Here is a 14,604-nt window from a genome sequence, read left to right on the forward strand (position 1 = left end):
CAACGTTTGATTATGATTGATCCTATATTTGCCTTTGATACCATACGGGAAAATTTTATCAAATATGTCAGAACCGCTTTTCGCACTCGATTTGCAAGTGTAGAATCTGAACGAAACAGTTTGTTACAAAATGAAGGGTTATTTTATCGTGAACCCTGGATTGAATCACTGCCTGATTATACAAAAAGTCGTAAAACTGTTTCTCAATTAACGAGTGATGATCTTCCAACACTTTCGGATAGACAGCAAACAATCTTTCAACAATTAGTTAGTAAGGGATTATTTCCTAATACAAATGAGTTGTATAAGCATCAGACACACATGCTTAAGACAGCCCTGCTAGGCGAGAAACACTGCGTCATTACAACAGGAACTGGTTCTGGAAAGACGGAATCATTTCTATTGCCTTTGTTTGCACAGTTGTCAAAGGAACTAGCTCAATTTCCGCCTGTCAACACTTATGACCAAAACACTTGGTGGAAAAGCTCGGCCGAAGGCGGACTAAGCAATAGCTTATGCGTTGATAAGACTACGTTTATGCTAAGCCCTAGAGCTCAACAGCGGGGTAATGAAAATAGCCAAGTTCGTCCAGCTGCTATGCGAGCATTAATTCTCTATCCAATGAATGCGCTGATTGAAGATCAAATGACCCGTCTTAGACGAGCACTAGATTCAGATGAAGTGCGAACTTGGCTAGCGGAAACCACACACGGCAATCGTCTATATTTTGGTCGATACAATAGTAGTACGCCTATAGCCGGTGACCTACAGAAAATTGATGAAAACGGTCAGTGTTTAGTCAACACAGCGAAATTAAAGAGTTTGCGGGAGCAGCTACGGTCAATAGACGATGCTGCTCAAAAAATAGAGGAGTATATTCTTCATGAAAAACTAGCTGATGAAAATCCACATGAACTGAGGTCGTTTTTTCCTCGGCTGGATGGAGCTGAAATGAGAAGTCGATTTGACATGCAATGCAGCCCACCAGATATCCTGATTACTAATTTTTCCATGCTAAGTATAATGCTTATGCGGGAAATAGATTCACCTATTTTTGATAAAACTCGGGATTGGCTAGCTTCTGACAGTAACAATATTTTTCATTTAATAGTAGATGAATTACATCTATATCGAGGCACTGAAGGTACTGAAGTAGCTTACTTAATGAGACTTTTTCTTGATCGTTTAGGACTCTCGCCTAATCATCCTCAACTCCGTATTTTAGCCTCTAGTGCTTCAATCGATGATGGAGAAAAAAAAGCTGAAAGTCAGCAATTTCTTCGCGACTTTTTCGGCACTACCGAACGAGATTTTGAAATTATCAGCAACAAAATAGAAATTGATTCACCTGCTAATTTTACTAATTCATTACCCTCCGAGCCATTTATAGCAATAACGGAAGCTTTTGATAGCTTAATACAATCTAGGCTTACTGTTGAAGAGATTAAAAGTCAATCTAGTTTCAATAGTATAGCTGAACAGGTGGCAAAACAACTTGCGGATTGGGCAGGAATTTCCATAACTTCAAGTGTAGGCATAAAGCAACTATTAGATGTTCTGGTGAGTCCGTCTTTACAACTTAAAGAACGGCTTCAAGCCGCATGCAATGTTAAAGGGCATTCGCGCGCAGTCGCATTAACCGACCTCAATGGCACATCAGCTTTTCCAAGTTTTGCTGACCAATTGTTCAGTCGGACTTTAAATTCTGATGTTCAAAAGCTAGCTGTGCGTGGTGTGTTACTATTACGAGGGTTATTAGATGAGCAGCCATTTACTAACCAGTTCACAGCGATCAATTTGCCACGCTTTCGGGTGCATTATTTCATCCGTAACATTGAAGGTTTATGGGCTTCAATTAATCCGAAAGAACAAGCAAGTGAGTTTTTTGATCCAACTCGGCCTATAGGAAGGCTATTTGGTCATTCGCATATTTTGTCCCCAGAGGGAAACCGAGTCTTAGAACTGTTGTACTGCGACAACTGTGGTACACTTTTCTTAGGTGGTAGCCGCCTACCCTCCCCGGTAAACAGTGAATTTTACTGCGAAATGCTAGCGGTAAGTGCTGATATTGATAAGGCTCCTAGCAGAACTGTAAATAAGCTACTTGAAAGCCGGTCATACCAAGAATATGCCGTATTCTGGCCTGAAGGTAGAGGAACACATAATCAAAAATTTATTTCCGAAAATATAAGAAATGAAAAGCCCTATTGGCGGCAAGCCGCTATAGGAAATTGTAACCAGTCTGATTATACAGCTCAGTGGAAAAAAGCTTCGCTAAATGTCAAAACAGGTGAGGTTAAGAACGAGCATACAGATGCTCATGAGAATCCAGATAATTGGATTAGTGGGTATATGTTCAAAATATCTACTAATGCGCAAAGGTCTGACAATATTTATCGACCAGATAGAGATGTCCAAAATGATCTCCAATCTACACATCGAGCTATGCCCAGCGTTTGCCCCGCTTGTGGCATAACTCACCAAAAGCATAACGCAGCTAGCAAAAAACGTAAGTTAAGTTCAGTAAGAGGATTTCGAACGGGTTTTGCGAAAGCTAGTCAAACTTTAGCTAAAGAATTGTTGTACCAATTATCTAGTGATGAAAGGCAACGCAAATTAGTCGTTTTCTCTGATAGTCGCGAAGATGCAGCACAAATAGCAAATGGCATTGAGCGAACCCACTTTACGGATTTGCTTCGTGAATTATTAGTCCGATACCTCAGACAGGAAATATTATTAGGTCGAGAAATATTCAACGCGATACAGAATCAGGATCAAAATGCCGTTCAGAAATTAAAGAGAATTAACCAATTGCGATTCGATCAGATTGAAGATTTCATTGATGAAACCAAATTCCTAACTAGTACTAATCAGGTTAAACGCAATAAAGCTGAACATGCCCAGCGTGAATTAGCCAGTTTGATTGGTCAAACGATACCAGTTCGTAACCTTGTCGAAGTAGCTAATGATCAGACGGAGATGGCTCCACTGGTAAAGGAACTGGTTAAATTAGGAGTGAACCCAGGTGGTAATGATCTTTCTGTTCAATGGGCAACAAAACGCGATGGGACAAAGACCAATTGGACAGAGGTTATTGATTTTAACGAGCTTCGATGGAAGGCAAACGCAGATAGAGATTTCCAGCGAGATATTAGTACTAGCACCTATGACGAGTTAGCTCAAATCTTTTTTGGCAGCTTATTCTATTCTTTAGAATCTGCTGGTTTGGGGTATCTATCAGCAATCTCCACCCCCGATAGCCCTCAAGATTACCCTGAAATTATTAAGCAAAAGGCCAATAGCTTACCATTAAATAGTCTAATATTCTTGCAAGCAGTTAACAGCACTATTCGATTATTGTGTGAAGCGTACAAACACAATCATGCTGACCTATTCGATGGCCAAAAACACAGCTTGATCGATTATCAAAGTTTTCCAAAACTTGTTAAAAAATACATCTCTGAAGTTGCTAAAATTCACAACATAATCGATTTTAGTTTAGGTGATGCCATACATGAAACGCTTAAGGTGCTTGGAATTATTGATGCTGACCCTATATCAGGTACTTCTATCATTATACAAAGCTTATTTTTAAAAGCAGCTGCATCAGATGATCCAGTTTGGAGTAGTCAGCGTGGTCTAAGGCGGCATTTACATCCATCAGCGGGTGTCTGTACATACTCGTTCTCTCATTTACCCACTGACTCAGATACAACTTGCGAGCAACTTTGGCCAGATAACTATTTGTCTTTTCATGCAGCTGTTGAACAACGTAACCCGTTGCGACTTCATTGTGAGGAAATGACGGGGCAGACAGACAACCCTTTCGAACGTCAACGCCATTTTCGGAATATCATTGTCAATGAAGAGAAACAGTACCGGAATGTCAAGATGATTGACTTACTGAGTGTTACTACCACACTTGAGGTAGGAGTTGACATTGGTTCACTACAAGCCGTGATGCTGGCCAATATGCCCCCTCAACGATTTAACTATCAGCAGCGTGTAGGCCGAGCTGGTCGACGTGGCCAGGCCTATTCGGTAATTTTAACATTTTGCAGGGGCCGAAGTCATGATGAACATTATTTCAAGTATCCTCATCGAATCACGGGAGATCCACCACCAACGCCTTTTCTAAGTATGGATCAGCCACGTATTGCACGACGTATGATTGCTAAGGAGGTTCTTCGTCAAGCATTTGCTGAGACGCAGCTTTTGACTAGCGATGAACGTTTACCTATCAATGTACATGGTAATTTTGGAGCCGCAGATAATTGGTTAAACCATTATCAGTCTCATATAGCCACCTGGATAAACACTAATTCATCGTCTATCGAAACTATAGTAAAAATGCTGTGGAGCGGGCCAGATAGTGAGCTTTCCCAACTTATTTGGTGGGCTACAAATAAGGATGGTTTGTTAAAGCAGTTGGATGAAACCATTGCTAATGAAGAGATAGATGCAGAACCGCTTGCGGAACGACTTGCTATTGGTGGTTTTCTGCCCATGTTTGGTATGCCAACTGAGCAGAAAAATTTGTTTCATGGTGTGCATAAGAATGAAGATGACTACGAGCCATTAACAATTGACCGATCTTCTGAACAATCCTTATACGAATTTGCTCCTGGTAGCCAGAAAACAAAAGATAAAGCGATTCATACTGTGATTGGCTTCACAAGTAATTATTATTACGGTTTGAAGAAAGGGGACCGGAGTGGGCAAAAAAAATTATTGAACCAAACCTTTGAACCAATCAACGATCTAGTAAAGAACGTCTTCTCTGTAAACCGATGGATGGTGAACTGCCAGCTCTGCGGCTATACATACACGCAACTAATGCCCATCACTGAAATGATGTGTTTGAACTGTGGTAGTGACATTGAACCTCTTAACATTCGCACTCCTCGTGCTTTTCGAACAGACTTGACTGCTGGTCGTGACGATCGAGAATTTACAGATATACAAGTGTCTCGCCCACCAGTTTTGGCACAGTTGAATGATGGGAAGATTGCCCCCGAGCGAGTTGGGAACACTCTACTTAGTATTAGTGAACAGGATTTAACCTGGCGCATCAATGATAATGGTGGTCAACGTTTCAAAGGCAAGTTTTATACCACAAGCAATACATTTCCGTTTCAGACACAAGCATTTAAGTTTGATCTCCAATGGTTGACTGCTGATTTAGAACCAGATATTCAAGGATTTTTAGAATCTCCTAATGGTTACCGAGTACAGTTAACCAATTCCAAAGAAGACCCAATAGCTTTAGAAAATGGTATTGCCTTAGGGGTTGGCAAGCGAACCGAACTGTTACAATTATCTCCAAAGACGGTGCCTATAACACTAAATTTGGATATGTTTCGCATTAATGCAGCTGGTATAAAAGCAGCCTATTTTTCAGCAGCTTTTTTGTTACAACGTACCCTTGCTGATAAATTAGATGTAGATCCTAAAGAAATTGATATTGCCGACATAAGTCGAGTTTCGCTACCATACACGATTAACGGAAATCAGGCTTTTTGCGCTCGAATTACTCTAGCTGATGAGCTTGCTAATGGATCTGGCTTTATTCGCTACCTCTATAGTAATTATAGTGAAATTCTGGATGATATAGTTAATCCAAATAAAACGGAGGGATATACGGGTAAAATAAAATCCGAAAATCACCGTAAAGGATTAAAAAAAGAACAAATTCTCGCCTGTGATAGTGCGTGTTACGAATGCCTAAAAGTATATAGTAATATGAATTATCACAGTATATTGGACTGGCGTTTAGGACTAGCGCTATTGAGATTAATGCAGGATGAGTCTTTTACTGTAGGTACTGATGGGCAGTTTGAAACGCCAGAACTGATCGATTGGCTAGAAACTGCAACAACTCTACGGGATAACTTATTAGAAATGCTGCCAAACGGAGAATCCGTTGAAATTCAGAGGCTACCTGTTATTCGTTTATCTAAAAACAGAAAACAATCTGATTGGATAGCCGTAGTCCATCCATTCTGGCGTATAAATGACTATAAAGGAAAGGACTGGCTGGCTGGAGTTTTAGCCGATTTAGAGGTAAAGGCCACTCAAACAGAAGGTCACGTCCATTTTGTAAATACCTTTGATTTGCTCCGACGCATGGGTTGGTGCTATAAAGAACTCCAAGTTTAATGATACAAACCATTATTCCTGTTAAACCTGAGCCTATTCCTCATATTACACCCAGCAACGCTACAACAATAATGCAATGCGCTTATCAAATAATAGTTCGTAGATCTACAAAAAAGCATTTTCTCCCACCATCAGCCACGATGGAGTTTGGAACTGCTATTCACAAAGCGTTTGAATTATCTGTTAAACAGTCTTTTACTAATCGACATGACGTTGAGCGATTTGTCGATAATATTGTGCACCAAGCTGAAGAAAGTTGTCAAAAACGTGGATATGACTTTTTAACTCCTTTTGACAACCAGGTTAGAAACTTTGGCGTTAAGCGAGAATTAGCGATACGCAAAATTGAGTCTACAACCTCTTTAACAAACGGATACTCTTCAACTACCCCAACTCTCAAGTCCCATAATTATATAGAAGTAGAAAGAGAGTTTACCTCTAAACGCTTCAAGATACAGGGCAAGATAGATGCTATACTTCATAGACCAGATGGTGATGTATTGGTTGACTTTAAAAGTGGATCTATTTATGATAAACATGATAATGGAGAACGTTCATTAAAAATAAGTTATGAAAATCAACTCAAACTGTATGCTTATTTATACTATGAAGCGACGGGAAAGCTTCCTATTGGTATTTGTGTAGAAACTTTAACGGGAAGTGTTGTTAATCTTAGCTTTACATTGGAACAATGTGTAGAGTATGCTCAAAACCTTGACGAACAATTAAGCAAAGTAAATCAGCTTATACATACAAATCAGATAGATGCTTTAAAACCAATTAATATTGATGTTTGCCAGTGGTGCTCAGTCAGACCAGCTTGTAATTTTTATCAACCGGTTAATAAAAGAACTGGATTTGTTGATTTATTTGGACGATTGACAGCTATAAATAAATTACTCAATGGCAACTATTCAATATCCTTGACCAATTTCAATGGCACTACCCGAATTGTAGGTATTTTAGCTATTGACGCAGAAAAATTACAAATAGATTATGAATATAGATTATTTAATTTGAGATCTATAAAAGTTAGTCTTCTATCCTTCACTACATCCTCATCAATTTTTGAGGTTACACCTTACTAAATTGCGTAAAATAAAATCCTCACTACCCTTCCCGATTCCTGTTTTGTCCTTTTTTACAGGAGGTGGCTTTATGGATATTGGCTTTGAAACAGATCAATTGTTTAAAGTTATCTGGACAAATGAAATAGATGCTTCTATTTGCAAATTATATGCTGAAGGAATGTCAGCTTGGCACGGAGCAAATTGTCAAATCACAAATCAGCAATCGATTGAAACAATTTCATCTATCAATATTCTTAATGAAGCGCGCCAACAAATAGGCTTCCAAAATATTTTTGGTATTATAGGTGGCCCCCCATGCCCCGATTTTAGTGTTCGGGGTAGTCAGATGGGCTTTAATGGTGATAGAGGGCGATTAACGATTATATTCATTGAACGCATTATGGAATTGATGCCTGCCTTTTTCGTTATTGAAAACGTAAAAGGAATTATGTCACCCCGTAATCAACCAATGTTAAATGAGCTAATTGCGTACTTACGTACTAGATTCATAGTTGCAGCACCCATACAAGTGAACGCACTTGATTTTGGTGTACCACAACACCGAGAACGAGTATTCATTATCGGATTTAATAGAACACATATTTCCGATGAACAAGCTGCACATTTTTTACGGACTACAATGTTACAAAATCGACCTTTTCCAAATGCCCTCCAGACTTACAATTGGCCTCGTAATAATCGCTGTAAAAACAAGGATAGGGAAACTCCACCACCGATGCTATGTACTGGGCCGTATTTGATTGATAATGAAAATGATATCCCAAATGCTAATGAGTATTTTGCTCTACATTCATCACAGCAAAAAGTAGAGAATACTTTAGAAGGTGACATGAGTAGATCGTCATTTCGTCGATTGCATCGTGGTCAATTTAGCCCAACAACCTGTTATGGCAATAACGAGGTTCATCTACATCCTTATCTTCATCGTCGACTATCTGTACGTGAAGCATTGAGACTTCAATCCGTTCCAGATGCATATATTTTTACTACAAAGGGTAACTACTCTAAGAAATTTAAGCTAATTGGCAATGGTGTACCAGTGGCGCTTGGGCAAGCTATTGCCAAATCAGTTTGGCAAACGCTCGATTTGTTTATGACTAGGTCCTCACTTAAATGATAAGTAAGCATATAAATCTGCTACCAATAATTACATTGAGTGTTTAAAACATTCATATTTTACTTTTAAATACTTACTTTATTTGTTTTCAACTTTATTATTTGCCTGTTATTACAATAATATTGAATCTATCCTTGCTTCTAGTAATTAGCTTTGAATTTAATCTCAGTCCGCTAGACCTCGGCTCTGAATCGCTATTTGTCTGATATGACCCTACGTAGTACATCGGCTTCGAAAACTTAGTCCCCGCAAAATTATGGGCTACTTTGATGGCGCCCTCTTGGTAAATCATTACCTAGTATGTGTCTTCCAACAGCTCCGATTATTGGGTGAATAGGAGCTTGGATTCTAATGGCAGATACTATCATCTTTCATAATGTCTCTGAAGGCTACCCCGGCGAATGATCCAGCTAGTTGCTACGAGGGTTAGGTAGTCATCATAATACACTTTCCAGATCAACTGTCTCATCGCAGGTGATCGACGTAGAGACATCTCATCATGTTGTATTTTTTAGCTGCTGTTTAATTAGTGGATCGGCTTTAAAATCTTGAATCCGGTGAAGGTCCACCTCTACCTGACGGTTCTGCCGAATGAACGGAACCAAGTCATTTCACCAAGATATCACTTCTAGAAGAAATAAACACGGATAATGGGGAGTGACATTTAATTTAAAATACTTCCATTCCTACGACCAATGGCTAATGAGGCCCTGCCAAAGCCATCAAAGTTCACTTACTCAAGCTGAGATTGGGTAGTATGAAAAAGACGTAAATCATTTTTTTAACATGCATTTGCAGCGACTACGTTGGTTCTAAAAAGTCCGTATGTGCTTCCACAGCCACGATTCGCACTTTTAGATCGATTGGGTTTTCGTATTGGAGCATACTTATACTATGTAAGTCCTTGCCGTCAGCTTTTCCCTTTGAGCAATTCGCTTAACAAAGCAACTTTATCTTTTTCTGACTCTAACAGTCGCTCATAGAGCTTTTTGTTCTCATCCATGACCTCTATGAGCTTGTCCAATGGGTTAAAGTTAACTTGATGTCCTATGATAGCTCCTTGATTATTAGACCCTTCATAGTTGTGTTGAATATTATAGATAGCGGTTTCTTCATCAAAGTTCTTGATGGCCTCGGCAGGTACCTTCAATACCTCGGCAATCTGATCCAGCAGTTCCTGCTCAATGACTTACTTCTGCTCTAAAAGTGAAACCCGCTTCTGGGTCCACTCCTCGCCCAGCTCATAGGCCAGGCCCTCCTGCTTGAGACCGAGCATCTCCCGAAACCGCTTGACATTTCTTCCGTGGTGGATGGGCATGTGACTTTTCGTTGGTTGCATGGCAAAGGTAGCTATGGTGGGTGAAAGACTTCCAAGTAGCTAAATTACGCATTCTCTGCTTCTAAACTATCCCCTACTGGCATAGTTTAGAAGCGCCCGACTGACTAGTTTTCCTCCATGGTTAAAAAACGTCTCTTTTCTGCCATGCGAAAAACAAGCTATATTGATTCAAACAGCCTACCCGTCTGGCTGGATGAAACCGAAAAACAGGATCCCAGGGCCTTCCTGGAAAGCTTCTGGGGCGGCTATGAGATCCCCAAATGCCGCTTTCTGCTTTGGAAGCTCCTCTCCGGGGGCTTTGAAAGGAAACGCGGACGGTTATCACTGCCAGGCACCCGCTTCTACCCTGGTTTACTTTTTTGAGCAGCTGTGCTGCCATCTCGAAGCTAGTCACCTGCTCTTGGCTGAGAAGACCTCAGCCAAGGGTAATCAGCCCAATGAAAGTGCGCCTCTCATGGAACCTAGCTTGGAGCAACCAAGTACCACTCCTCTTTCACCTGCCACTCACCACCCCTCCTTTGAGGACTTCTTTGACTTGAACTACGTAGCAGACCTAAGAGCAGAGCTGGAAGATTGGCTCGCTACGGCCATGGCTACGGATGAGGTCTGTGAGCGTCCGGCTAATCTGCTCTTTCTCCACGATCAGCTACTCGCTTTCACAAAGGCCGCCTTTGAGCTCTACGAAGCCCACGGTTTAGAAGCAGAGCTTCTCCCCTCTCCCACGATAAATGTACCTTCCGCTCTGGCTGGAATTGAAACGCGTCTCAAACAGGTAGAAGACTTTCCGCTGCATTTAAGCCCGGCCGAATGGCAGAATCCCCTGCTGGTCCTTAAAGACTGCTGTGAAAGCTTCTCTCAAGAGGAGTGGCAAACGCTTTTGCACGATCTTCTGCGGGCGGGATTCTCTCAAGAGAGCTTTACGACCATTGTAGAGCCCGAGCTGATTCTGCCCTTTTCGCAGCAGCTCACCCGGCTTTTAGAAGCCTGCTATCTTCTCTTTGTCACCGCTCCCAAGGCTGCTGCGGTTTAAAAGTCCAGGGATTCGCTTTGCGCTGAATCCGTCGGCTTCGCATCAAAGGGTGCTTGCGTGGGGTCTATTCTAACTGGGTCTAGCCCGACGGGGTCTTCCTTTTATTCAGCAGCGCTTTATGATACTGCTTATAGCTAGCGGCTAACCTTTCAAAGTCTTTAAATGCCGCGCTAAGGGTAACGTGTTTGACTTTTCTTCAGCCATAGTTAAGAAAAGATTAAGATTAGGACATTGATTATCAATACCTTATCACAACATGTTAAGTTTTACTTAATTTCTACGAAACAGATAAAGAATATAAATAATTGATAATCAGAAGATTATACTCACAGAATTTCCAATAGGACGCTCCAGCGGCATTCCCGCTTGCTTACAGAAAAGTTGGTATTAAACCTAGGGATTTTGTGCCCGATTAAACGGGTTAAGTGCGGCTATAGTCACGCGCTCTTACTAGATTTAACGGACGAATTAGCATACATTGATCTAATGCTTAGCGAGCAGAAATCTTAACTTTCTGCAGCAAGGATCATAGGCGTCGCTGTCCTGCCTATGATCCTACCCACCTTCTTTGTAAATAGTAAGGCTTCAAATAAGCCTAGCCTACTGCGTTTAGTACGGCTCCATTACCCACCAGTTTCAAATAGCTTGCCCTAAGTAATTGAAGACTATATTGAATCCTTATACGCACTTAAAGAAAAAAGGAACAACACATTTTCTGGGTAGGTGTCTAGCCGCTAACAAAGGGGCTTTAGCCCCTCAGGGGAAGAGTAACCATGCCGGAGACACTTTTCTTGCCCTAGTCTCCTGCTAGGTAATCCTTTAACACGAAAAGAGGGAGACCGAAAACCCAGGGCGTTACTAGAACTCCATAGGCCTCTATTGCGTTAACGGGACTTGGCCTGGCAACGCTCTTTATCTTTTCCAGCCCATTCGGCCATCGCATGAATAACCCCTTTTAATTCCTGGCCCGCTTCGGTTAGCGTGTAAGTAACCACGGGCGGTACTACGGCCTGAGCAGTCCGAATGAGCAGTCCATCCGCTTCCAGTTGTTTTAAATGCTGGATAAGCATTTTCTCAGTAATGTGCGGCATGGCTTTTCGGATCTCGCTGTACCGCTTGCTTCCTTCCAGCAGGTGATACAGAATGATCGGTTTCCAGTGCCCGCCAATTTTACTCATTACATAGGTGACTGGGCATTCTTGCAAAACGATTTCCCGATTGGCATTATACGTCGAAGCTACTTTGATTTGCGTCATGGGTACATACTTTAGGGTAAGTACTTGTCAAAAAGTAAGTACAAAGATACCTTTGCTCCCACTAAAAACAAACGCACGATGAATTATATAATCACGGGCTCACTTGGCCACATCAGCCGGCCCCTCACCCAGAATCTAGTCAAAGCTGGACATCACGTTACGGTTATCAGCAGCAATCCCGACAAGAAATCCGCTATCGAAGAGCTTGGAGCTACGGCCGCCATTGGATCCGTCGCCGACGAAGCCTTTCTGCAAACTACGTTTCAGAAAGCCGATGCTGTGTATTTGATGGTGCCGAGTGATTTTTCGATAGCGGATTATCCCAGCTATCAGCGAACGATAGCAAATGTGTACATAAACGTTCTAGCGGCGAGTCCGGTTACGCATGTGGTACTGTTGAGCAGCATTGGAGCGGATTTACGCCACGGAGCCGGTCCCATCGATGGCATCGCCTATCTCGAGGAAAAGCTGGAAACCCTTACTCAACTGAACGTGAAAGTGCTCCGGCCTTCGTACTTTTTCTATAACCTGTTTAGCCAGATTGAGCTGATTCGTAACGCGGGTATCGCGGGTAATAACTTTGGGGATACGGACGAAAAACTGGTCCTTACGCATACGGACGACATTGCTACAGTAGCCACGCAACAACTCTTGGACCTTTCCTTCACCGGTTACAGCATTCAGTACATCGCCAGTGATGAACGCCATCCAACTGAAATTGCGGAAGTATTGGGCAAGGCCGTTGGTAAGGAGTCCACGCCCTGGGTACCGTTTAGCGACGAAGATTCCAAACAAGGTATGATTAGTGCTGGCTTACCCGAAGGTTTCGCGGATTTGTACGTGCAAATGGGCAAAGCCATTGGGGAGGGAAAATTACAAAAAGATTACTGGCAAAACCGCCCGGCTACCCTGGGAGCCGTGAAACTAGAGGACTTCGCCAGAGAGTTTGCGGGAGCTTATCAACAGGGATAAAGTTCTAAGAGTTGTGAATTGCCAGCGATTGAGTTTACCCAGCTTAAAATCCGGGGAATCTGTTTATCGAAACCCTTGATTTAGATATGCAAAACCCCCGTAAGCTTTCTCTTACGGGGGTTTTGTCTTAGAACTGCTTCACTTATTGCGGATTCTGCACAACAACCCCGTTGGAGTTGTTGATCTCATCCTGTGGAATCAGAAACTGCCAGCGAATGTCTCCGGCGGGCACCTCGAATACACCGTTGTTATAGGCCGCATTGTGGTTTCCACCGTTTCGGTTCAGGGGAGCATTGGTACGTTTCAAATCGTAAAAACGGAAGCCTTCGCCCCAAAGCTCCATCCGGCGTTGCGTCATGATTTCTTCAATTAAAGCATCCCCCGTTTTTGTGGATTTCACGTATTGCGGATCGCGATTAACGGCCAATGGATACAGCACATCGGCGGCCTCAGCATTTTTTCCCTGCCGGGCCAGGGCTTCGGCTTCGATCAAATACATTTCTGCCACCCGCATGTAGGGTACGTCTCCAATACTCAGGGAAGGATCCGCTACGCGGAATTTCTTGGAATGGTAGGCATACCGCTGGAAGTTAGAAGCGGGCAGGGGGAATTCTGCCGTATTTTTACCCGTTGGATCCCAGAGTTTTTTGCGAATATCCGTTGCGGAAATTTTGTCGTACAAGGCAGAAAAAATCAGTTTCGGGGCCGAACGGATGGCCGTCGAGTTGTAATTGTTGGACATGTACGCGAAAAACGAATAAAAGTAATTCGTCTGATCGGCCACAATGCGGGAAGACCACATCCATTCCGGATTGCTGTAGTTGTTAAAACCCGACAGATAATCTTCATTCGTCATGAGCGTAAACCGGGCCCGGGCCTCTTTCGCGAACTGAGCCGCCGTCGCGTAATCCTGCTGGGTCAGTGCTACGCGAGCCTTGATGCCTTTCGCTACGTTAATATCAAAGTGCGATTTGTTGGTGCGGGTATAGCCATCGAACAGTCCAATCGCTTCCGTCAGGTCCTTATGGATCTGGGTGTATACTTCCGCTACTGTGTTCCGGGGCGTCGGCGTCGTTTTGGGTTCTAATACCAGCGGAATGCCCAGACCACTGTTCGGCTGTCCGGCTACGTAACGTTCGCCGTACAACTGCACCGCCTGAAAATACGCCCAGGCCCGGTACGTCAATGCCTCCGCCTTGATGGCTTTTTTATCGGCTTCCGGACCTTCGGCGTTATCGATACCAGCCAGCAGCATGTTTACGTTGCCAATGATGACGTAGTAAAACGTGTAATTGTAGAAGGAACTACTACTCGACGGATTCCGGTGATTGATCCAGCGGTACTCATTGAGCAAACCGTTGTTGGAGGCATTGGGAAACACAACGTCCTCCCCCATGATGTCCATATACATCATATTTCCCGACTGTCCCCCCTGTACCTGCGTACCAAAAATCTGGGAGTACAGAATCCGGTGAATCCCGTTGAGAGCCGCCCAGGCATTCTTCGTCGAGGTAAACGCATCATCCGTCAATACCTGATCGGTGGGTTTTTTCTCCAGAAAATCTTTATTACAGGAGGCTAACAAGCTCAGTGCCAGCACGCCCATCATTCCACTTTTTACTATATTTTTCATGATTCAA

The 14,604-nt window shown here is 42.7% G+C and carries 8 protein-coding genes; 5 read left to right on the forward strand and 3 right to left on the reverse strand.

The window, feature by feature from the left end; all coding sequences use genetic code 11:
- Nucleotides 1-12 precede the first annotated feature (12 nt).
- From C5O19_RS19865 to C5O19_RS19875, 3 genes are read left to right on the forward strand one after another with little or no spacing between them, the layout of a single operon-like run.
- Nucleotides 13-6,159, forward strand: a complete 6,147-nt coding sequence (locus C5O19_RS19865) for a DEAD/DEAH box helicase (RefSeq protein ID WP_104715126.1) — start codon at nucleotides 13-15, stop codon at nucleotides 6,157-6,159.
- Nucleotides 6,159-7,247 carry a PD-(D/E)XK nuclease family protein gene (locus C5O19_RS19870; RefSeq protein WP_104715127.1) on the forward strand — a complete coding sequence of 363 codons (1,089 nt, stop codon included), beginning with the start codon at nucleotides 6,159-6,161 and terminating at the stop codon, nucleotides 7,245-7,247. The genes C5O19_RS19865 and C5O19_RS19870 overlap by 1 nt, the downstream gene beginning before the upstream one ends.
- A gap of 1 nt (nucleotide 7,248) precedes the next feature.
- Nucleotides 7,249-8,367 (forward strand): DNA cytosine methyltransferase, encoded by a 1,119-nt coding sequence (locus C5O19_RS19875; RefSeq protein WP_133163404.1) that lies wholly within the window; start codon nucleotides 7,249-7,251, stop codon nucleotides 8,365-8,367.
- 1,189 nt (nucleotides 8,368-9,556) lie between these two features.
- Here C5O19_RS19875 and C5O19_RS26480 read toward each other — a convergent pair.
- Nucleotides 9,557-9,706 (reverse strand): hypothetical protein, encoded by a 150-nt coding sequence (locus tag C5O19_RS26480; protein WP_317046513.1) that lies wholly within the window; start codon nucleotides 9,704-9,706, stop codon nucleotides 9,557-9,559.
- Between the two features lie 247 nt (nucleotides 9,707-9,953).
- Here C5O19_RS26480 and C5O19_RS19885 point away from each other — a divergent pair, with 247 nt between their 5' ends.
- Nucleotides 9,954-10,736, forward strand: a complete 783-nt coding sequence (locus tag C5O19_RS19885; RefSeq protein WP_165796078.1) for a hypothetical protein — start codon at nucleotides 9,954-9,956, stop codon at nucleotides 10,734-10,736.
- An 884-nt stretch (nucleotides 10,737-11,620) separates the two neighbouring features.
- Here the strand turns inward: C5O19_RS19885 and C5O19_RS19890 are convergent.
- Nucleotides 11,621-11,992: a winged helix-turn-helix transcriptional regulator gene (locus C5O19_RS19890; protein WP_104715130.1), complete on the reverse strand. Its 372-nt coding sequence runs from the start codon at nucleotides 11,990-11,992 to the stop codon at nucleotides 11,621-11,623.
- Nucleotides 11,993-12,070: 78 nt separating this feature from the next.
- Here C5O19_RS19890 and C5O19_RS19895 point away from each other — a divergent pair, with 78 nt between their 5' ends.
- Nucleotides 12,071-12,964, forward strand: coding sequence for an NmrA family NAD(P)-binding protein (locus tag C5O19_RS19895; RefSeq protein ID WP_104715131.1), 894 nt, complete (start codon nucleotides 12,071-12,073; stop codon nucleotides 12,962-12,964).
- 142 nt (nucleotides 12,965-13,106) lie between these two features.
- Here the strand turns inward: C5O19_RS19895 and C5O19_RS19900 are convergent, their stop codons facing one another.
- Nucleotides 13,107-14,597: a RagB/SusD family nutrient uptake outer membrane protein gene (locus tag C5O19_RS19900; RefSeq protein WP_207766476.1), complete on the reverse strand. Its 1,491-nt coding sequence runs from the start codon at nucleotides 14,595-14,597 to the stop codon at nucleotides 13,107-13,109.
- Nucleotides 14,598-14,604 lie beyond the last annotated feature (7 nt).

It is taken from the genome of Siphonobacter curvatus (assembly GCF_002943425.1).
In the GTDB taxonomy this organism is placed as follows: domain Bacteria; phylum Bacteroidota; class Bacteroidia; order Cytophagales; family Spirosomataceae; genus Siphonobacter; species Siphonobacter curvatus.

Coding starts and splice junctions, on each gene's coding strand:
- C5O19_RS19900 (WP_207766476.1), bottom strand. CDS start 14,597: ATGAAAAATATAGTAAAAAGTGGAATGATGGGCGTGCTGGCACTGAGC.
- C5O19_RS19865 (WP_104715126.1), top strand. CDS start 13: ATGATTGATCCTATATTTGCCTTTGATACCATACGGGAAAATTTTATC.
- C5O19_RS19885 (WP_165796078.1), top strand. CDS start 9,954: ATGAGATCCCCAAATGCCGCTTTCTGCTTTGGAAGCTCCTCTCCGGGG.
- C5O19_RS19895 (WP_104715131.1), top strand. CDS start 12,071: ATGAATTATATAATCACGGGCTCACTTGGCCACATCAGCCGGCCCCTC.
- C5O19_RS19870 (WP_104715127.1), top strand. CDS start 6,159: ATGATACAAACCATTATTCCTGTTAAACCTGAGCCTATTCCTCATATT.
- C5O19_RS19890 (WP_104715130.1), bottom strand. CDS start 11,992: ATGACGCAAATCAAAGTAGCTTCGACGTATAATGCCAATCGGGAAATC.
- C5O19_RS26480 (WP_317046513.1), bottom strand. CDS start 9,706: ATGCAACCAACGAAAAGTCACATGCCCATCCACCACGGAAGAAATGTC.